At 64.4% G+C, this 18,292-nt stretch carries 16 protein-coding genes; 3 read left to right on the forward strand and 13 right to left on the reverse strand.

What is annotated here, in order from left to right:
* Positions 1-17 precede the first annotated feature (17 nt).
* The 11 genes from ACIPZB_RS24845 to ACIPZB_RS24895 all read right to left on the reverse strand — a co-directional run bounded on the left by ACIPZB_RS24845 (position 18) and on the right by ACIPZB_RS24895 (position 12,087).
* On the reverse strand, positions 18-197 hold the full coding sequence (locus tag ACIPZB_RS24845) for a hypothetical protein (RefSeq protein WP_008090046.1): 180 nt from the start codon (positions 195-197) through the stop codon (positions 18-20).
* Positions 198-320: 123 nt separating this feature from the next.
* Positions 321-1,451, reverse strand: a complete 1,131-nt coding sequence (locus ACIPZB_RS24850; protein WP_400643158.1) for a lactonase family protein — start codon at positions 1,449-1,451, stop codon at positions 321-323.
* Entirely contained in the window at positions 1,417-1,707 is a 291-nt protein-coding gene (locus tag ACIPZB_RS24855; protein ID WP_400643159.1) for a DUF5629 family protein, read from the reverse strand. Before ACIPZB_RS24855 ends, ACIPZB_RS24850 begins: the two co-directional genes overlap by 35 nt.
* 155 nt (positions 1,708-1,862) lie before the next feature.
* Complete coding sequence (locus ACIPZB_RS24860; RefSeq protein WP_400643185.1) at positions 1,863-4,238, reverse strand: RND family transporter; 2,376 nt, start codon at positions 4,236-4,238, stop codon at positions 1,863-1,865.
* 20 nt (positions 4,239-4,258) lie between these two features.
* Positions 4,259-5,299 carry a YCF48-related protein gene (locus tag ACIPZB_RS24865; RefSeq protein WP_400643160.1) on the reverse strand — a complete coding sequence of 347 codons (1,041 nt, stop codon included), beginning with the start codon at positions 5,297-5,299 and terminating at the stop codon, positions 4,259-4,261.
* A 279-nt stretch (positions 5,300-5,578) separates the two neighbouring features.
* Entirely contained in the window at positions 5,579-8,236 is a 2,658-nt protein-coding gene (pepN, locus tag ACIPZB_RS24870; RefSeq protein ID WP_400643161.1) for an aminopeptidase N, read from the reverse strand.
* 13 nt (positions 8,237-8,249) lie between these two features.
* Complete coding sequence (locus tag ACIPZB_RS24875; RefSeq protein WP_400643162.1) at positions 8,250-9,080, reverse strand: DUF2797 domain-containing protein; 831 nt, start codon at positions 9,078-9,080, stop codon at positions 8,250-8,252.
* Positions 9,077-9,337, reverse strand: coding sequence for a YeaC family protein (locus ACIPZB_RS24880; RefSeq protein ID WP_008090060.1), 261 nt, complete (start codon positions 9,335-9,337; stop codon positions 9,077-9,079). Before ACIPZB_RS24880 ends, ACIPZB_RS24875 begins: the two co-directional genes overlap by 4 nt.
* A gap of 13 nt (positions 9,338-9,350) precedes the next feature.
* Positions 9,351-10,229, reverse strand: a complete 879-nt coding sequence (locus tag ACIPZB_RS24885) for a rhomboid family intramembrane serine protease (protein WP_400643163.1) — start codon at positions 10,227-10,229, stop codon at positions 9,351-9,353.
* Positions 10,226-11,197 (reverse strand): metallophosphoesterase, encoded by a 972-nt coding sequence (locus ACIPZB_RS24890; protein ID WP_008090065.1) that lies wholly within the window; start codon positions 11,195-11,197, stop codon positions 10,226-10,228. The genes ACIPZB_RS24885 and ACIPZB_RS24890 overlap by 4 nt, the downstream gene beginning before the upstream one ends.
* Positions 11,197-12,087 carry an NAD(+) kinase gene (locus tag ACIPZB_RS24895; protein ID WP_008090067.1) on the reverse strand — a complete coding sequence of 297 codons (891 nt, stop codon included), beginning with the start codon at positions 12,085-12,087 and terminating at the stop codon, positions 11,197-11,199. Before ACIPZB_RS24895 ends, ACIPZB_RS24890 begins: the two co-directional genes overlap by 1 nt.
* Positions 12,088-12,131: 44 nt before the next feature.
* Between ACIPZB_RS24895 and ACIPZB_RS24900 the strand changes: the two genes are divergently transcribed.
* Both ACIPZB_RS24900 and ACIPZB_RS24905 read left to right on the forward strand, forming a co-directional pair.
* Positions 12,132-13,115 carry a DUF1853 family protein gene (locus tag ACIPZB_RS24900; protein WP_400643164.1) on the forward strand — a complete coding sequence of 328 codons (984 nt, stop codon included), beginning with the start codon at positions 12,132-12,134 and terminating at the stop codon, positions 13,113-13,115.
* A gap of 227 nt (positions 13,116-13,342) precedes the next feature.
* The gene (locus ACIPZB_RS24905; RefSeq protein WP_400643165.1) at positions 13,343-13,888 is read left to right on the forward strand and encodes a cytochrome b; all 546 of its coding nucleotides are present in this window, start codon (positions 13,343-13,345) and stop codon (positions 13,886-13,888) included.
* Here ACIPZB_RS24905 and ACIPZB_RS24910 read toward each other — a convergent pair.
* Positions 13,879-14,778 (reverse strand): 1-aminocyclopropane-1-carboxylate deaminase/D-cysteine desulfhydrase, encoded by a 900-nt coding sequence (locus ACIPZB_RS24910; protein ID WP_400643166.1) that lies wholly within the window; start codon positions 14,776-14,778, stop codon positions 13,879-13,881. The two genes, ACIPZB_RS24905 and ACIPZB_RS24910, sit on opposite strands and share 10 nt — an antisense overlap.
* A gap of 173 nt (positions 14,779-14,951) precedes the next feature.
* Entirely contained in the window at positions 14,952-16,988 is a 2,037-nt protein-coding gene (locus tag ACIPZB_RS24915; RefSeq protein ID WP_400643167.1) for an FAD-dependent oxidoreductase, read from the reverse strand.
* A 184-nt stretch (positions 16,989-17,172) separates the two neighbouring features.
* Here ACIPZB_RS24915 and ACIPZB_RS24920 point away from each other — a divergent pair, with 184 nt between their 5' ends.
* On the forward strand, positions 17,173-18,291 hold the full coding sequence (locus ACIPZB_RS24920; RefSeq protein ID WP_400643168.1) for a nitrilase-related carbon-nitrogen hydrolase: 1,119 nt from the start codon (positions 17,173-17,175) through the stop codon (positions 18,289-18,291).
* The last annotated feature ends 1 nt before the right edge of the window (position 18,292 follow it).

Here is an 18,292-nt window from a genome sequence, read left to right on the forward strand (position 1 = left end):
TAGGGCCAGTACAGGTTTCAATGGTTATGCTTGCCGCTCAACGCCGCATGGTAATGGGCGCTCTGGCGCAGGTACTGCTCGGTGTAGCTGTGGGTACTGGACGCCTTGGGGCTGTTGTCGGCATGGGCGTGGGCTGGCAGCACCACGGATGCGGAAATGGCGGATGCGGCGATGACCGGGAAGAGATTGAAGTTCATCTGGGCTGACCTCGACTGCGGTGGTTTGACGGTAGCCCTTATGGGCCTTGAGCCAAACTTACGCCGCTGAGGTCGCCGGCAGAAATTCATTGCACTGGTAGGGATTATCACGCGTATCGATAGTCACTCGATAAACTTCAGGTCCGATGGCGCCTCCTGCGGCATCGTCTGTACCGTCTTACCCAGCTTGCCGCTACGCGGATCGCGGCGCATGACCACGATCTGGTTGCTCTTCTGGTTGGCCACCAGCAGGAAGTTGTCACTCGGGTCCAGGGCAAATTCACGGGGGTGATCGCCCTCCACCGAGCGGCGCTGCAGGAACGCCAGCCGGCCATCGTCCTTGCCCACGCCGAACACCACGATCTCGTTGGCCGTACCGCGATTGCTGACGTACAGGAAGCGCCCATCCGCCGACAGGTGCAGCCCGCCGGCCGCCTTGGCCGCAGCCTCCTGCTGATCGGTCAGGGGCAAGCGCTGGCGTTCGAGCAAGGCATCGTCCTGGACATCGAACATGACCACCTCGGCGCTCATTTCCAGAGTCAGGTAGGCGTGCCGCCCCTTGGCATCGAACAGCAGATGGCGCGGGCCGCTGCCGGGCGGCAGGTCGACCGCGGCCGGAATCGCCGGGGTGAGCGGCTCATTCGGGCTGGCGCCGTCGTAACGGTAGATGAAGACCTTGTCGGCCCCCAGGTCGCAGGCATACACGTGCAAGCCATCGGGCGACAGCACCAGCGAATGCACATGGGCACCGGCCTGGCGCTCGGGGTTCACACCACTGGGCTTGTGCCGCACTTGCTGCACCACGTCCTTGAGCTTGCCGTCCTTGGCCACCGGGATCACCACCAGGCTGCCCCCAGGATCCGGGGCGACAGCGTAATTGGCGACGAACAGGTAGCGCTGGTCGCGGCTGAGGCTGGCGTGGGTCGGTTCGTCGCCGCGCGTGGCCACCTGGTTGAGCGGCTTGATCTCACCTTTGCTGCTGACGCTGAAACTGCTGGCGTGGCCTTGCACCGTTTCGTTGACCGCGAACAGCTGTCGCTGATCGGCCGAGAGCACCAGCCACGACGGGCTGACGCTTTTCACCACTTGCAACGGCTTGGGGGTGATCTGCCCGCTCTTGCTGTCGAACGCGTAGCGGTAGATGCCCTGGCTGGCGCCGTCGGTGTAACTGCCGACCAACAGCGTGGCGGCATTGGCATTGAGGGGCAGGCTCATCAGGCTAGCGGTCAGCAGGCTCGTCCAGATCCGGTTCATCGTTCTCTTCATCCGGGGCGCGAAAGGCACTCATACAGACTAGACGATGCTCGCCCTGGGCATCGTTGACGAGCCACTCGTCACCGACGCCGACAGCGGTAGCGATCTGCTCGGTGGTGAAGGTCCAGCGGCGGTGCTGGCGGCCGTCCATGCATTCAACCATGAGGCCGGATTCGTCGAAGGTGAAGTCGAAGGCGTGCAGGCCGTCGATCAGGAGCATGTCGCAGGATGCGAGGGCGGTGGGGAGGGAAGACATGGGGGTATCCAACTGAAGTGAGCCGGCATTATAGCCTTGGGGCTGCTCTGCAGCCCAAATCGCCGGCAAGCCGGCTCCCACAGAGACCCCACTGACTTCGAGTTCAGTGCTGTACCTGTGGGAGCCGGCTTGCCGGCGATTGGGCACACCACCACTCAGTGAGCGAAGATCGAGCCACCCTCCTTGCCCACCATCTTCTCCGGCTTGATCAGGAACCGCGCCAATGCCGGCAGCAGCCACAGCGCACCGAACATGTTCCACAGCAACATGAAGGTCAGCATCAGCCCCATGTCGGCCTGGAACTTGATCGCCGAGAAGATCCAGGTGCACACGCCAATGGCCAGGCACAGGCCGGTGAACAGCACGGCCTTGCCGGTCGAGCGCAGGGTTTCGTAGTACGCCTCCTGCAACGGCAGGCCAGCACGCAGGAAGCTTTCCAGGCGGCTGTAGATGTAGATGCCGTAGTCCACGCCGATGCCCACACCCAGCGCCACCACCGGCAAGGTGGCGACCTTCACGCCAATGCCCATGAACGCCATCAGCGCATTGCCCAGTACCGAGGTCAGCACCAGCGGCAGCACGATGCACAAGGTGGCGGCGAAGGAGCGGAAGGTAATCAGGCACATCACCGCCACGCAGATGTACACCAGCACCAGGATGGTCAGCTCGGCCGACTTGATCACTTCGTTGGTGGCCGCCTCGATCCCGGCATTACCGGCCGCCAGCAGGAACTGCAGGCCTTCCTTGTTGTGGCTGTCGGCGAACGCCTGGGCCACCTGGGTGACGCGCTCCAGGGTCTCGGCCTTGTGGTCGTTGAGGAACACCAGCACCGGCGCCAGCGAGCAATCGGCGTTGTACAGGCCGTCGGCACGGGCGATGGAGTTGTTGAGGATGTCCGGGTTGCGCGACAGGGTTTCCCATTTCAGGCTGCCCTCGTTCATGCCCTTGATCACCTGCTTGGACACGGTGACCAGGGAAATCGCCGACTGCACGCCCGGGGTGTTCTCCATGGTCCACATCAGCTCGTCGATCGGCGCCATGGTCGAGTGGATCGAACAGCTCTCCGCCGGTGTCTTGACCATGATCACCAGCACGTCCGAACTGGTCGAGTAGTTACTGATGATGAAGTTGTTGTCCTGGTTGTAGCGCGAGTCGGGGCGCAGTTCAGGCGCGCCCTGGTCGAGGTCGCCGATCTTCAGGTTCTGGCTGTACCACAGGCCACCTGCGAAGGCCACCAGGGCCAGGGCGATGGACACCGGCGCCACCTTGGCACTGGCAAAGTTCGACAACAGGCGCCAGAACGGGTGCTCGCGGGTGGCGTCCTTCTTGCTGCGCTCGACGGCCTTCTTGCTGATGCCGACGTAGGAGATCGCCACCGGCAACAGGATCAGGTTGGTGAAGACGATGACGGCCACGCCGATCGAGGCGCCGATAGCCAGTTCACGGATCACGCCGATGTCGATGATCAGCAAGGTGATGAAGCCCACCGCGTCGGCGAGAATGGCGATCATCCCCGGCAGGAACAACTGGCGGAAGGTGCGCCGGGCAGCGGTCAGGGCGTTGTCGGCGCCACTCGATTGCAAGGCGATGCCGTTGATCTTCTGCACCCCGTGGGAGATGCCGATGGCGAAGATCAGGAACGGCACCAGCATCGAATACGGATCCAGGCCGAAGCCCACCGCATGCATGAGCCCCAGCTGCCAGACCACCGCCACCAGGGTGGTGATGAGCACGGCGATGGTGCTGCGGATGCACCAGGTGAACCAGTACAGCAGGATCCAGGTGATGACCAGGGCCACACCGAAGAACATCGCCACCATCACCAGGCCGTCGATCAGGTCGCCAACCTTCTTGGCGAAGCCGACGATGTGGATCTTCACATTGGGGTTCTGCGCCTGGAACTTGTCGCGGATCTGCGCTTCGAGCTGGTGGGAGAATTTCTGATAGTCGAGCTTGACCTGCTTGCCCGGGTCCTGTGGGTCTGGGAAGCTTTCCAGCAAGGGGATATCGACGATGCTGGACTTGAAGTTGTTACCCACCAGGCGCCCGACCTGGCCGGACTTGAGCACGTTGTCGCGCAGGGTGTCGAGGCTCTCGGCCGAGCCATTGTAGGTATTGGGGATCACCTCGCCACCGGAGAAGCCCTCCTCGGTGACCTCGCTCCAGCGCACGCTGGGGCTCCACAGCGACTTGAGGCCGGCGCGGTCGACACCCGGGATGTAGAACACCTCGTCATGGATTTGCCGCAGGGTCTCCATGTAGTCCTTGTCGAAGATATCGCCGTTGACTGCCTCGACCGAGATGCGCACGGTGTTGCCCAGGTTGGCCAGGTCGTTGCGGTGCTCCATCATCTGTTCGATGAAGGGGTGCTGCAGCGGGATCATCTTCTCGAAACTGGTCGAGGGCCGGATCTGCGTGGCCTGCCAGAACAGGAAGATGCTGACCAGCAGACACAGGGCGATGACCACAGGACGGTTGTTGAAGATCAGGCGCTCAAGCAGCGTGGCCTTGTCCTGGTGGTGCGGGTGCATGGTGATGCTCTCCCTGCTGGTCATGGGCGCGGCTCCTTGTCGGTTTGGTCGGCACCTTCAGCGGTGGCCAGATGCACACCCCCCTGCCCCACCAGCAGCAGGCCACCATTGGCCAGGCCACTGGCACCGGCCAAGGCGATACGGTCGGCGCGGTTGTAGACACTGAAGGTCTGCCCGTCGTCCTGGCTGCGCAGCACGCTGCCGCCATTGCCGACCAATACCAGGCTGCCATCATCGAGAAGCGTAGCGCTTGCCAGGCCGAATTCGAGGGTGCCGCGCGCGGCCTTGAGTGCGATCGGCTGCCAGCTATCGCCAAAGTCGGTGGAACGGAACAGGTTGCCGCGCAGGCCGTAGGCCAGCAGCGTGTGGGCATGGGCGGTGCCGATCACACCGAACAGCGAGCCCTCGTAGGGGCCTTCGAGCTTGGCCCAGGTCTGGCCGTTGTCGCTGGAGCGGTACATGCTGCCTTGCTCGCCGACGATGAACAGCCCGGCGTCCTTGACCACGGCAATGCCATTGAGGTGGAGCTGGTCAGGGTTGTCCAGGCGCTCGCCGACCTCCTGCCAGTGCTGGCCGCCATCGGCGGTTTCCAGCAACGCACCATAGGCGCCGACGGCAAAGCCGTGCTGGGCGTCGAGGAAGGTGATATCGAGCAACGGTGCTTCGCGGGAGAGGTCTTCGAACTGTCTGGTCCAGGTCGCGCCGCCATCGGTGCTGACGAGGATCTGCGCATCATGGCCGACTGCCCAGCCGCGCTTGTCGTCGAGGAAGAACACGGCGGTGAGCAGTTGACGGGTGGGCACTCGGGCTTGGGTCCAGGTCTTGCCCTGGTCGTCGGAGAACAGGATGTGGCCGCGATCGCCGACAACCACCAGGCGTTGCCCCGCGTGGGCGGCATCGATCAGCAGGCTCTGGCTGGCCTTGGCCGATTCGCTCGAGTACTCGTCGGCAGTGGCCGCTTGCGCGCTGTCTGCCCATATGCCCATCGCCAGCGCCAGCATCGCGCCTGCCGCCAACGGCCAGGCGCTGCGCCTGGCCTGCGTCATTACCCGCTCTCTCATGACCGCCCCCAATTTATTCTTGTTAGTGGGTCTGTGTTACTGCGAAAAGCCTGTGGTAGAGGCCTGCAATAGCTTGGGGCCATCGTATCGGGGATGTTTGCGGGAATACAACGAACGGGACGTTATGTTTTGTTAACCAAAAAAATGGGGCCGCGTTGCGGCCCATCGCCGGCAAGCCGGCTCCCACAGGTATCCCACTGGCTTTGAGTGCAGTGCTATTCCTGTGGGAGCCGGCTTGCCGGCGATGGGCTGCACAGCAGCCCCAAGCGCTACCCGGACTTAAGCCAGGCTCTTGCTCACAACCTCATACACATCACTGGACAGCGCACCGGAGGCCAGAATCCGCTCCAGCTCACCCTTCATCAGCGCCTGACGCGCATCGTCATACTTGCGCCAGCGGGTCAGCGGTGCCAGTTGACGCGAAGCAATCTGCGGGTTCAGCGCATTCAGTTCGATCACCAGGTCCGCCAGGAAGCGATACCCCGAACCATCGGCAGCATGGAAGTTGACCAGGTTCTGCCCGGCAAAGGCACCGATCAATGCCCGCACCTTGTTCGGGTTCTTCAAGGTGAACGCGGGGTGCTGCATCAGCGCCTTGACCCGCGCCAGCCCGCCCGGCAAGGCACTGGCGGCCTGCACGCTGAACCACTGGTCCATGACCAGCGGGTTGTCCTTGAAGTGCTCGGCGAAGCTTTCCAGCGCCTTGGCCCGCTCGGCTTCGAACGGCGAGTTGACCAGCACAGCCAGCGCCGTCAGGCGTTCGGTCATGTTGTCGCACTGGTCGAACTGCTCCAGGGTCGCTTCCAGCACCTGCGGCTTGCCGCTCTGCATCAGATACGACAGGGCGATGTTCTGCAGGCTGCGGCGGGCAAAGTGCTCGGCTGCGGCCACGTAGGCGGTGTTGCGTGACACCTCGCGGTTGGCCTGGTAGCGCGCCCACAGGGCATCGAACAGTTGCGCGGCGATCTGCTGGCGGGCGAACTCGCGAGCCGCGTGGATGGCATCGACGTCAGCCACTTGGCTGATCTCGGTGAGGTACGCCTCGCCCGGCAGCGAGAGCATCTCGGCAACCATGGCAGCGTCCAGCGCTTCGTTGGCCAGCACGGTGCCCAGGGCGGTGATCAGGCGCTGGTCGAGCTTCAGTGCTTCGCCGCGCTGGTGTTGACCGATCAGTTCCTGCAGGACCTGCACCGACAGTTGCTGGCCGGCTTCCCAACGGTTGAAACCGTCGCTGTCGTGCTGCATGAGGAACATCAGCTGGTCACGATCGTACGGGAAGCTCAACTTCACCGGCGCACTGAAACCGCGCAGCAACGATGGCAGCGGCTTGGCCGAAATGCCCTCGAAGGTGAAGGTTTGCTCGGCCTCGGTCACCGACAGCACGCGGCGGGTGCCGGCGGCAGCCGACTCACCCACCAGGCGCAGCGGCAGGTCGTTGCCCTGGGCATCCAGCAGGCCCAGCTCCACCGGGATCACGAACGGCTGTTTTTCGGCCTTGTCCGGGGTGGCCGGGCAGCTCTGGCGGAACGTCAGGCTGTAGGTTTGCGCGGCGCTATCATAGGCCTCGCTGACCTCAAGGCGCGGCGTACCGGCCTGGCTGTACCAGCGCTTGAACTGGCTCAGGTCGACGCCGTTGGCGTCTTCCATGGCCTTGATGAAATCGTCGGTGGTCACCGCCTGACCATCGTGGCGCTCGAAGTACAGGTCGCTGCCCTTGCGGAAGCCTTCGGTCCCCAGCAGGGTACGGACCATGCGCACCACTTCGGCACCCTTTTCGTACACGGTCAGGGTGTAGAAGTTGGAGATCTCGATGAAGCTGTCCGGGCGCACCGGGTGCGCCATGGGGCCGGCGTCCTCGGCGAACTGGTGGGTGCGCAGGTAGGCCACGTCCTCGATACGCTTGACCGTGCGCGAATTCATGTCGGCGCTGAACTCGGCGTCACGGAACACTGTGAAGCCTTCCTTGAGCGACAGCTGGAACCAGTCACGGCAGGTCACGCGGTTGCCCGACCAGTTGTGGAAGTACTCGTGGGCCACCACACCTTCGACCCGCTGGTGGGCGGCATCGGTGGCGGTTTCGGCGCGGGCCAGCACACAGCTGGAGTTGAAGATGTTCAGGCCCTTGTTTTCCATGGCGCCCATGTTGAAGTCGTTGACCGCGACGATCATGAAGATGTCCAGGTCGTATTCACGGCCGTAGACCTCTTCGTCCCAACGCATGGACTTCTTCAGGCTGACCATGGCGTGGTCGCACTTGTCGATGTTCTCGGGCTCGACGTAGATACGCAGGGTGACGTCGCGGCCGGACTGGCGCACGAACTTGTCTTCCACGCACCACAGGTCACCGGCCACCAGGGCGAACAGGTAGGCCGGTTTCATGAACGGGTCTTCCCAGGTCGCCCAGTGGCGGCCGTCTTCGGCCGGCCCACTACCAATCGGGTTGCCGTTCGACAACAGCACCGGGTAGCGATGCTGCTCGGCGATCACCGTGGTGGTGAAGGTGCTCATCACGTCCGGGCGGTCGAGGTAATAGGTGATCTTGCGGAAGCCCTCGGCTTCGCACTGGGTGCAGAACATCTTGCCGGACTTGTACAGGCCTTCCAGCGCGGTGTTGCTCTCCGGGTGGATCTTCACGCTGGTGTCGAGGGTGAAGCGCTCGGTCCTGGGCTGCACGGTCAGGCTGTCGGCTTCGAGCTGATATTCGCCAGCTGCCAGGGTCTGGTCATCCAGCTGCACGCTCTGCAATTCCAGCTGCTGGCCGTCGAGCACCAGTGGCGGCAGGCCGGCACCGCGTGCCGGGTTGCGGCGCATGACCAGTTGCGCATGGACCAGGGTGTGGTCCTCGAACAGCTCGAAGGTCAGGTGCGTCTCGTCGATCAGGTACTCGGGCGCCTGATAGTCCTTGAGGTAGATCACTCGCGGTTGTTCGGTACGCATGTGCAGGTCCTTTTTACTGGAGCACGGCCAACTGGTAGGCCGTGTACTTGCGAATGTTGATCACGCCGGTGTCGAAGATCAGGTACTGGCCCTTGATGCCCAGCAGCGTGCCCTCCACCACCGGGTCCTTGTCGAGGTTGAAGCTGACGATCTTTTTCGGGTAGGCCTCGACCGGGTATTTCATCTCGACCACTTCGGCGTCGGGCAATGCCTGGATCGCCTGCAGGCCAAAGCGCCCTTGCAGCTCGCGCAGGCCATCGGCGCAGGCATCGAATATCTGTTCGCGAACGGCCACCAGGTCGAGCACTTCGGCGTCGCCCTTGAGCAGGGTTCGCCAGTTCGTGCGGTCCGGCACCTGGGTGCGCAGCACGTCTTCGACCAGGCCTGACTGCTGGCGGGTGGCCACGCGCATGATCGGCAATGCCTGGCTGGCGCCCTGGTCGAGCCAACGGGTGGGCAACTGGGTGGCGCGGGTGATGCCGACCTTGATCCCCGACGAGTTGGCCAGGTAGACCACATGGTCGGTCATGCAGAACTGTTCGCCCCAGGACGGCTCACGGCAGGTGCCGGCGTCGTAGTGGCAACGTTCCGGGGCCATGATGCAGACGTCGCACTGGGCCAGCTTGGTCATGCACGGGTAGCAGTAACCCTGGCTGAAGCTGGTCTTGGTGCGCTTGCCGCAATGGGTGCAGTGGATGGCACCGAGGTACTCAAGGCGCAGGCGCTGACCGATCAACGGGTTGACCGGTACCTGCGTGTCATCCAGGCGGAAGCTGTACTGCACCAGCGGTGCTTCCAGGCGTACTGCCATCTTGCTCAAAGAGCCACGAGCGAGTTCGATCAATGTACCGAGTCCGACTTGAACAGAATGTTGGCGATCGGTGCGGATTTCGACGCGCACTCCTGCGGGCCCATGTAACCGGTGCGCTGGTCTTCGGGCAGGTTTTTCATCTCCCAGGCGATCACGGCCTGCAGCGACAGCTCTTTCTGCTCGGGGGTGAGCTTGCGGCCATCGGACCATTTGCCGATTTCCACCGCCGTTTTCAGGCTTTGGTAGATTTCCGGGGTGATGTTTTCGATCATTTGCGTGAACGTGGACATAGCGTCTCCTAAATCAAGCGGACAGTTTACGCCGGGCCAGCGCCCCGCCCAAGAGGCCCGTCAGGCATCCGATGAGCAACCCGCCGACGTGGGCGGCGTTGGCGATCTGGCCGAAGCCGAGCTGGCCGACCACACCGGTCAGGCAGATGACCAGCCAGACGAGCATCATCACCAGCACGCCCTTGGGCAGGCTGAAGAAGCGGTTGGGCGCTAGCCACTGGTACAGCCAGACATGGCCGAGCAGGCCGTACAGCACGCCGGACAGGCCGCCGAACAGGCTCGGGCCACTGGTGTAATGCTGGGCAAGGTTCGACACCAGGCTGAACAGCAGGGTCAGGCCCAGCAGCAGCCAGGGGCCCTGGCGCAGTTCGATGCGCTTGCCCAGCTCCCAGTACCACAGGCCGTTCATGGCCAGGTGCAGCACGCCGAAGTGCAGCAGCATCGGCGACACCAGGCGCCACCATTGGCCTTCGGCCAGGCCCTGGGCCAGCGGAGTGAAGTGCAGGTATTCGCCCTGCACGCGGAAGTCGAGGAAGGTGAACCAGCTGATGGTGACGAGGTTGTCGCCCAGGCCGGTGAGGCCGGCGACGATCAGGCACAGGAACAGGATGAAGGCGGTGACCTTGCAGGCTTTTGCCTGCTCGGCCAGGGTTGGGCCTTTCGCCGGCAAGCCGGCTCCCACAGAGGGCGCGGCGGCTTCGATGTCGGCGTTGCCATCGGGGTAGCGCTGGTAGAGCTGGAGGACGTCCGCGGCAATCGTGTCCGGGGCCCAGAGCACCTGGACTTCGCCCTCTTCGCTGACCCGATGCGGCACCTGCAGGCGCTGCAGCAGATGGACGAAGCCGCTGAGGTCGACCGACAACGGCAGGCGCATCACTTCGACGATATTCATTGGTTGGCCTGCGGTCGGTCGACGTCGACCCACACGAACTTGTGCGGGTCGATCCGGGTTTCATCATCCAGCCGATAGGCCGCCAGCTTGCCGTACAGCACCGCGCTGTAGTCGAGGCAGGCCAGGTTGCCGCGGATCGGTGCCGGGCGGCCGCTGCGCCAGTAATGGCCGACGAACAGCATCGGCTCGTCCTCGGCATAGCGTAGCAAGGCGTTCTTCTCGGTGTGGCTCAGGGGTGTGCGGGCCACATCGTCGGGCAGCGCATCGGGCTGGAAGACGATGTCGCCGTAGGTTTGCGGGTCTTCCTCCCAGAACTTGGTGCGGAAGAAGGCGCGGGTCAGGCCGTCGCCGCCGGTCAGCGTCAGACCGTCTGGCAGGCGCATGTCGGTGCCGCGCAGCAGGCGGTTGCACACGGTGGCGGCGAAGCTGCCGGACACTGCCGAGGCCTGGATGAAATGTTCGTCGATGCGCCCATCGGGGTATTGCTGGCGCAACGGTTCGATCAGGCGAGGGTCCCAGCAGGCATGCACCAGGCGGAAGCGCCCGGCGTCGACGAACAGCGGCAGGTCGTAGAACCACTGGATGAAGTCGTGCCAGTCGCCGGGGTGCTGGGCGAACTGGGTCAGGGTCTCGTCGATCAGGCGGGCGTGGCGTGGCGTGTGCTCGCGCACGAAGGCCTTGCCGCTGCCGGGCAAAGCCGGGGTGACCCAGCCCAGGGCGTTGTATTCGTGGTTGCCCATGATGCAGAACGCCTGGCCGGCTTCGACCATGTCGTGGACGATGTGCAACGCCTCGCGGATGCGCGGGCCGCGGTCGACGATGTCGCCGAGGAACAGCGCCTGGCGTCGCGGATGGCGCCACACGCCGCTGACGCGCTTGTAGCCGAGGGCATCGAGCAACCGTTCGAGGGTCAGTGCACAGCCGTGCACGTCACCGATGATGTCGAAACTTCGCGCCGGATCGAGCATCAGTCGTCCCTGCTTCCGAGGCGGCTGCCCCAGCCGAGCTTGGTGCGGCAAACCTCATAGTAGTTGTGGTCGAGCGGGTGGATCAGGCGCAGCTTCTGCGGTTTCTTGCTCACCGTGATGGTGTCGCCGGGGGCGCAGGTGAAGTGGTTCTGGCCGTCACAGGACACCTGCGGATAGATCTGCAGGTCCTTGGACACGACGATCTTCAGCTCGCTGTTGCCATCCACCACGATCGGCCGGCCCGACAGGGTGTGCGGGTACATCGGCACGATGACGATGGCATCGAGCTTGGGGTGCATGATCGGGCCACCGGCCGACAGCGCGTAGGCGGTCGAGCCGGTCGGGGTGGCGACGATCAGGCCGTCGGCCTTCTGGCTGCAGACGAACTGGCCGTCGATATAGATCTCGAACTCGATCATCCGCGTCGACTTGCCCGGGTGCAGGACCACGTCGTTGAGCGCATCGCCCTGGCCGATCGCCTCGTGATGGCGGCGCACCTCGGCCTGCAGCAGGAAGCGGTTTTCCACCAGGTAGTGGCCGTCGAGCACTTCGGCGACCTTTTCTTCCAGCTCATCGGGGCGGATATCGGTGAGGAAACCCAGGTTGCCGCGGTTGATGCCCAGTACCGGGATATTGTGCCGGGCCAGGGCGCGGGCGGCGCCGAGCAGGCTGCCGTCACCGCCGACCACGATGACCAGGTCGCAGACCTCGCCCAGCAGCTTGCGCGTCGACGTCTGCAGGCCATGGCCTGGCAGGACTTCGGCGATGGTGTCCTCGAGAATCACGTGCAGGTGGCGCTCGAGGAGGAATTTTTTCAGTCGGCGAATGGTGTCGAGCACCTGGGAGCTGCCAAGGCGGCCGATGATACCGATATTGCGAAATTGCTCCATGGGGCTCCTGCGAGGCTCTGCGGCGGGGTGACGATGCCGGGATTATGGGCGAAACGACCGGCCAGCGGCAAACCGGCTATGCTCGCAGCATGATGCCTTTCGCCGAGCTGCACGCGCTGCCCCGTCAATTGCGCCGCCCTGCCGTGCGCGACCTGGCCTGGGCCCTGCTGTCGCCACCGCTGCTGAGCGCCCCGCCCTGCCCCCAGCGCCATCCGCTGGCGGGCAGCGCCTGGGCGGCTGATCCGCAGCGCCTGAAGGAGTGGTTGCAGGCGCTGGACGCCGACGACCAGCCCCTGCGCGCGTGGCTGGCGAAACTCACCAGCCGGCGCCTGGGCCTGTACTACGAATGTCTGTGGCAATTTGCCCTGGGCCAGGCGCCGGGCATCGCGTTGCTGGCCGCCAACCTGGCGATCCGCGACCACAGCCGAACATTGGGCGAGCTGGACATCCTGCTGCGCGACCGCGACGGCACCCATCACCTGGAACTGGCCATCAAGCTCTACCTGGGGCCTGCCGACGGCGATGGCCGTGACCCGGCGCAGTGGCTGGGGCCCGGCTGCCATGACCGGCTGGGCAACAAGTTGGCGCATCTGGCTGGCCATCAGTTGCCGATGTCGGGTCAAGCACACAGCCGTGAGGCGCTGGCCGAGCTTGGCGTGGAGCAGGTGCAGGCGCATCTGTGGCTAGCAGGTTATCTGTTCCACCCGTGGCCTGGGCATGCTGAACCGCCTGAGGGGGCCAACCCGGAGCATCTGCGTGGGCGTTGGGTACGGCGCCGGGATTGGCCGATGAGCGCGAGCGAACGCTGGCAGCCGCTGCCCCGCCAAGCCTGGCTGGCGCCGGCACGGGTCGAGGCGAATGAGTGCTGGGCGCCCCTGCAGTTCGCCGCTTGGCTGGCGGAATTGGACCTGCAGGCACCGGCGCAGATGCTGGTCAGGCTGGAGCCAGGCTCAGAGGGTGTGTGGCATGAGGTCGAGCGGGTGTTCCTGGTGTCCGATAGCTGGCCAGAATTGCCCGTGTTCAGGTGACCTGTACCGGCCCTATCGCCGGCAAGCCGGCTCCCACAGGTACACCACTGCTCTCAAGTTCAGTGGTGTGCCTGTGGGAGCCGGCTTGCCGGCGATAGGGCCAGCGCAGACAACTGACCATTCAGCGACCCAGCGCAAAGCTTTATTCCATCCAGGCAGTTACAGTTGATAGCGAGCGCCGCCAAGAGCGCCACTTTTGACCATTGACCTGATGACGAGGACCGCCCATGGTTTCATCCACCCCCGCGAGCCACTATTCGCGCCTGTCCATCGCCCTGCACTGGCTGATGCTGGTGCTGCTGGCCGCCGTCTATGCCTTCATCGAGTTCCGCGGCCTGTTCCCCAAGGACAGCGTCGAACGCAACCTGATGAAAGACCTGCACTTCATGCTTGGCCTGAGCGTGTTCGTGCTGGTCTGGCTACGCCTGGCCATGCGCCTGGTGCGCCCTGCCCCGCCCATCGTGCCCAAACCACCGGCCTGGCAGACCGGCCTGGCGCACCTGATGCATCTGGCGCTGTACCTGCTGATGATCGGTTTGCCCCTGGCCGGCTGGCTGATTCTCAGCGCCGCCGACAAGCCGGTACCCTTCTATGGCCTGGAACTGCCGCACCTGATCGGACCGGACCCGGACCAGGCCAAGTTCATCAAGGGCTGGCATGAACGTGTGGCCACCTGGGGTTACTGGCTGATCGGTCTGCATGCGCTGGCCGGGCTGTACCATCACTACGTGCAGCGCGACAACACACTGCTGCGCATGCTGCCCTACAAGTAACCACGCCGGCCCTGCAGGCCACCTGTGTGCAGGAAGATCAGGCGAGTGCCGGGCGCGAACCGTCCGGCCTCGACCTGATCACGCAGGGCCAGCAGGGCCTTTGCCGTGTAGAGGGCTTCCAGAGGAACGCCTGTGCGGCCTTCGGTTTCGTCGATGAATGCCAGCAGCTCATCATCGATCCTGGCGAAACCGCCACGGCAGGCCGCGTGCAGCTGATAACCGCGATTACCCGCCAACGCCGCCACCGCCTCGGGCACACCATGATCCCACGGCACTGCCAGGGCGCCATGCACCTCATGCGCACCCGCCTCGGCCAACACCAGGCCCGCCAGGGTGGTGCCCGTGCCGGCTGCCAGCCACCAGACGTGGTAGTCCGGCCAGCCCAGGGCGGCCAATTGCGCCCGGGCCTGCTCGACGATCAATGCGCACCCCTGCGCCCCAGCCAGCCCGCCACCGCCTTCGGGAATGCAGTGCCAATCGGGATACCGCGCCTGCCAGGGCGCCCAGAACCCGGCCTCGTGGCGCGCTCGGTAGCCGCCGTAGCTAAGCCAGTGAAGTTCCATGCCGAGCGCCTGCAGGTCCCGCACCGTGGGGGTGTCCTGGGGGTGGCCGCGCAGCAGGCCAACGGTCGCGAAGCCGAAACGCTTGCCCGCGGCGGCCAGGGCGTGAAGGTGGTTGGAGTGGTTACCGCCGAGGCTGATCAGCCCAGGGGCGTTGGCTTGCTGGGCCTGCAGCAGGTGGTGACGCAGCTTGAACCATTTGTTGCCGCTGATCAGCGGGTCGATCAGGTCCAGGCGCAGGATGGCGGCTTCGACCTGGGCTGCGTGTAGCCAGGGCAGGTGCAAGGGCTGCAGTGGGGCTTGGGGGAGGTCAAGAAAACGGCTGGGCATGGATCGGGGCCTGATGTGAGGGCATCAGTCTATCAGCGAAACTGGGGCCGCTTCGCGCCCCATCGCCGGCAAGCCGGCTCCCACAGGGAGAGCAGCGCTTTCGAGGCTTGCGCTGTACCTGTGGGAGCCGGCTTGCCGGCGATTGGAACGCGTAGCGGTCCCCAACCCCTACCTCAAAGTTCGGCAGCCAACCGCGACCCTTGGTTGATCGCTCGCTTGGCATCCAGCTCGGCCGCCACATCCGCGCCACCAATCAGGTGCACCGACTGCCCCGCCGCCAGCAGCCCTTCATGCAGCTCCCGCAGCGGCTCCTGCCCGGCGCAGATCACCACGTTGTCCACCGCCAACACCTGCGGCTCGCCCTCGCCGACACGAATGTGCAGGCCCGCGTCATCGATCCCCAGGTACTCGACGCTGTTGAGCATCTGCACCTGCTTGTTCTTCAACCCGGCGCGGTGGATCCAGCCGGTGGTCTTGCCCAGACCATCACCGACCTTGGACTTCTTGCGCTGCAGCAAATACACCTGACGGGCCGGCGCATGCGGCTGGGCCTTTACCCCTGCCACGCCGCCACGCGCCTCCAGCTGGGTGTCGATCCCCCACTCCTTCCAGAAGGCGTCGCGGTCCTGGCTGCTTGCCACACCCTGGTGCACCAGATACTCGGAAACATCGAAGCCGATACCACCGGCACCGATCACCGCGACCGCCTCGCCGACCGGCTTGCGTTCGAGCAGCACGTCAAGGTAGCTGAGCACCTTGGCATGCTCGACGCCCGGAATGGCCGGGGTACGCGGGGCAATGCCGGTGGCCAGGATGACTTCGTTATAACGTCCGTCGACCAGAGACTGCACATCGACCCGGGTGTTCAGGCGAAGCTCGACGCCGGTGCTCTCCACCTTGTTGCGGAAGTAGCGCAAGGTCTCGAAAAACTCCTCCTTGCCGGGCACTCGCTTGGCGACATTGAACTGGCCGCCGATTTCACTTGCTGCGTCGAACAGTGTCACCGCGTGTCCACGCTCGGCAGCCACGGTAGCCGCCGCCAGGCCGGCAGGTCCGGCGCCAACCACGGCGATTCGCTTGACGGTGCGCACGGGCAGGTAGTTGAGTTCCGTTTCATGGCAGGCACGCGGGTTGACCAGGCAGCTGGTCAGCTTGCCGCCAAAGGTGTGGTCCAAACAGGCCTGGTTGCAGCCGATGCAGGTGTTGATCGCATCGCTGCGCCCTGCAGCTGCCTTGTTGACGAAGTCTGGATCGGCCAGGAATGGCCGGGCCATCGAAACCATATCGGCATCGCCCTCTGCCAGCACCGCCTCGGCCACTTCAGGGGTGTTGATGCGGTTGGTGGTGATCAGCGGGATCTTCACCACCCCGCGCAGCTTGGCGGTGACCTTGCTGAAGGCTGCGCGCGGCACCTTGGTGGCGATGGTCGGAATACGCGCTTCGTGCCAGCCGATGCCGGTGTTGATCAGCGTCGCGCCTGCCTGCTCGATAGCCTTGGCCAGCTGTTCGATTTCGTCCCAGGTGCTACCGCCCTCGATCAGGTCGAGCATCGACAAACGGAAAATGATGATGAAGTTCGGCCCGACTGCATCGCGCACCCGACTGACGATCTCCACCGCCAGGCGCATGCGGTTTTCAAAACTGCCACCCCAGCGGTCGGTACGGTGATTGGTATGGGCGGCGAGGAACTGGTTGATGAAGTAGCCTTCCGAACCCATGACCTCGACACCGTCATAACCAGCGCGCTGCGCCAGCACGGCGCAATTGACGAAGTCGGCGATCTGTTTTTCGATACCGGCCTCGTCCAGTGCCTTGGGCTTGAACGGGTTGATCGGCGCCTGGATCGCGCTCGGCGCGACCTGCCGCGGGCTGTAGGCGTAGCGCCCGGCATGCAGGATCTGCAGGCAGATCTTGCCACCGGCGGCATGCACTGCTTCGGTGACAATGCGGTGCTTGTCGGCCTCTTCCTCGGTGCTCAGCTTGGCCGCGCCGGAGTACACCCCACCCTCGTCGTTGGGCGCGATACCGCCGGTGACCATCAGGCCGACACCACCGCGGGCACGTTCGGCAAAATATGCCGCCATGCGCTCGAAGCCGCCCGGGCGCTCTTCGAGGCCGGTGTGCATCGAGCCCATCAAGGTGCGGTTGCGCAAGGTGGTGAAGCCCAGGTCGAGCGGGGCCAGCAAGTGCGGATAGCGGTCGGCAGCCATGGAACGGTTCCCCAGGTGGCGTGATCACGGAATGCGGGTGCCTCGGCGGGCCCCGTCGTTTATGCCAACGACATTAAACAGCCGTTTGAATGCGCTCAATGATCGAAACTGACAACTTATTGATCCTGCTGCACAGCAGGACTACCCTAGAAAACCTTTGTTCTTAAAAGCGCTTTACCGCCGCATGCGAAAACTCCTGGCAGGCGCCTTGGCGCTGGTAATGATCACCGCTCTGTGCGGCTACGGTTTCTGGACCCAACAGCGCCCGGAAGGCCATTATTTGTCCGACTTGCGCATCGAGCTGGCGCTCAACCATGGCGTACCCGGTGAACGTGGCAATCTGCTGGGCGTCGAACCCCTGCTCTACCCCAGCGACTACCAGAACCTGCAGCGCTTGCACCGCAAGCTCGCGGCCTACCTGGAGCAAGCCCGTGCCCAGGGCCTGATCGGCCCGCGCACGGTCGTGGTGCTGCCGGAACACATCGGCACCTGGCTGTGGGCCCGCGGCGAGAAGAACGAGCTGTATCAGGTGACCCACGGCCGCGAGGCGCAGCAATGGCTGGAGCTGAGCAACCCGTTGCGCTACGGGTTGGCCATGTTGCGGGCCGATGGAGATGATCGCCGCGCCGACGCGCACTTGCGCATGAAAGCCACGCAGATGGCCAGCGACTACCAGCAACTGTTCGGCGGCCTGGCCCGGGAGTTCGGCGTAACCCTGGTGGCCGGCTCGATCGTGTTGCCCGCGCCCTATGTCGAGCGCGGCATATTGCACGTCGGCAACGGCCCGCTGTTCAACAGCAGCCTGGTGTTCGCAGCCGATGGTTCATTGCTGGGCCAGCCTCAGCGGCAGCAATACCCTGACAGCGAAGTGCGGCGCTACATCCATCATGGTCGGCATTTCCCGCTGCAAGTGTTGCAAACACCAGCTGGGCGCCTGGGCGTGTTGATCGGCAGTGACAGCTGGTACCCAGAGAACCAGCACCAGCTGGAGCAACAACAGGTACAACTGGTCGCCAACCCCGTCTTTCTCAGCGGCAAAGGCAGTTGGGAAGCGCCATGGCGTGGCAACCGGCACCAGGAGGCCGCGACCGAGCTGGCCCTGCAACGTGGCGAGGTCAGCGAGCAAGTGGCCTGGCAGCGCCTGACCCAGGCTGCAGGCGCCCAGGTCAGCAGCATGAGCGTGTTCATGCGTGGGCAGTTCTGGGAACAGAGCAGTGATGGCCAGGGCTTTGCCCATCAGGCCGGCGAGTTGCTGGCAGGCCCGCCCAGCCATGGCGCGCGCCTGCTGAATTTGTGGTTGTAAG

The organism is Pseudomonas sp. NPDC089396 (genome assembly GCF_044749545.1).
Classification (GTDB): domain Bacteria; phylum Pseudomonadota; class Gammaproteobacteria; order Pseudomonadales; family Pseudomonadaceae; genus Aquipseudomonas.

Excerpts from the sequence above, each read along its gene's own strand:
- ACIPZB_RS24845 (WP_008090046.1), bottom strand. The coding sequence starts at position 197 with ATGAACTTCAATCTCTTCCCGGTCATCGCCGCATCCGCCATTTCCGCA.
- ACIPZB_RS24850 (WP_400643158.1), bottom strand. The coding sequence starts at position 1,451 with ATGAACCGGATCTGGACGAGCCTGCTGACCGCTAGCCTGATGAGCCTG.
- ACIPZB_RS24855 (WP_400643159.1), bottom strand. The coding sequence starts at position 1,707 with ATGTCTTCCCTCCCCACCGCCCTCGCATCCTGCGACATGCTCCTGATC.
- ACIPZB_RS24860 (WP_400643185.1), bottom strand. The coding sequence starts at position 4,238 with ATGCACCCGCACCACCAGGACAAGGCCACGCTGCTTGAGCGCCTGATC.
- ACIPZB_RS24865 (WP_400643160.1), bottom strand. The coding sequence starts at position 5,299 with ATGAGAGAGCGGGTAATGACGCAGGCCAGGCGCAGCGCCTGGCCGTTG.
- pepN (WP_400643161.1), bottom strand. The coding sequence starts at position 8,236 with ATGCGTACCGAACAACCGCGAGTGATCTACCTCAAGGACTATCAGGCG.
- ACIPZB_RS24880 (WP_008090060.1), bottom strand. The coding sequence starts at position 9,337 with ATGTCCACGTTCACGCAAATGATCGAAAACATCACCCCGGAAATCTAC.
- ACIPZB_RS24885 (WP_400643163.1), bottom strand. The coding sequence starts at position 10,229 with ATGAATATCGTCGAAGTGATGCGCCTGCCGTTGTCGGTCGACCTCAGC.
- ACIPZB_RS24890 (WP_008090065.1), bottom strand. The coding sequence starts at position 11,197 with ATGCTCGATCCGGCGCGAAGTTTCGACATCATCGGTGACGTGCACGGC.
- ACIPZB_RS24895 (WP_008090067.1), bottom strand. The coding sequence starts at position 12,087 with ATGGAGCAATTTCGCAATATCGGTATCATCGGCCGCCTTGGCAGCTCC.
- ACIPZB_RS24900 (WP_400643164.1), top strand. The coding sequence starts at position 12,132 with ATGGGCGAAACGACCGGCCAGCGGCAAACCGGCTATGCTCGCAGCATG.
- ACIPZB_RS24905 (WP_400643165.1), top strand. The coding sequence starts at position 13,343 with ATGGTTTCATCCACCCCCGCGAGCCACTATTCGCGCCTGTCCATCGCC.
- ACIPZB_RS24910 (WP_400643166.1), bottom strand. The coding sequence starts at position 14,778 with ATGCCCAGCCGTTTTCTTGACCTCCCCCAAGCCCCACTGCAGCCCTTG.
- ACIPZB_RS24915 (WP_400643167.1), bottom strand. The coding sequence starts at position 16,988 with ATGGCTGCCGACCGCTATCCGCACTTGCTGGCCCCGCTCGACCTGGGC.
- ACIPZB_RS24920 (WP_400643168.1), top strand. The coding sequence starts at position 17,173 with ATGCGAAAACTCCTGGCAGGCGCCTTGGCGCTGGTAATGATCACCGCT.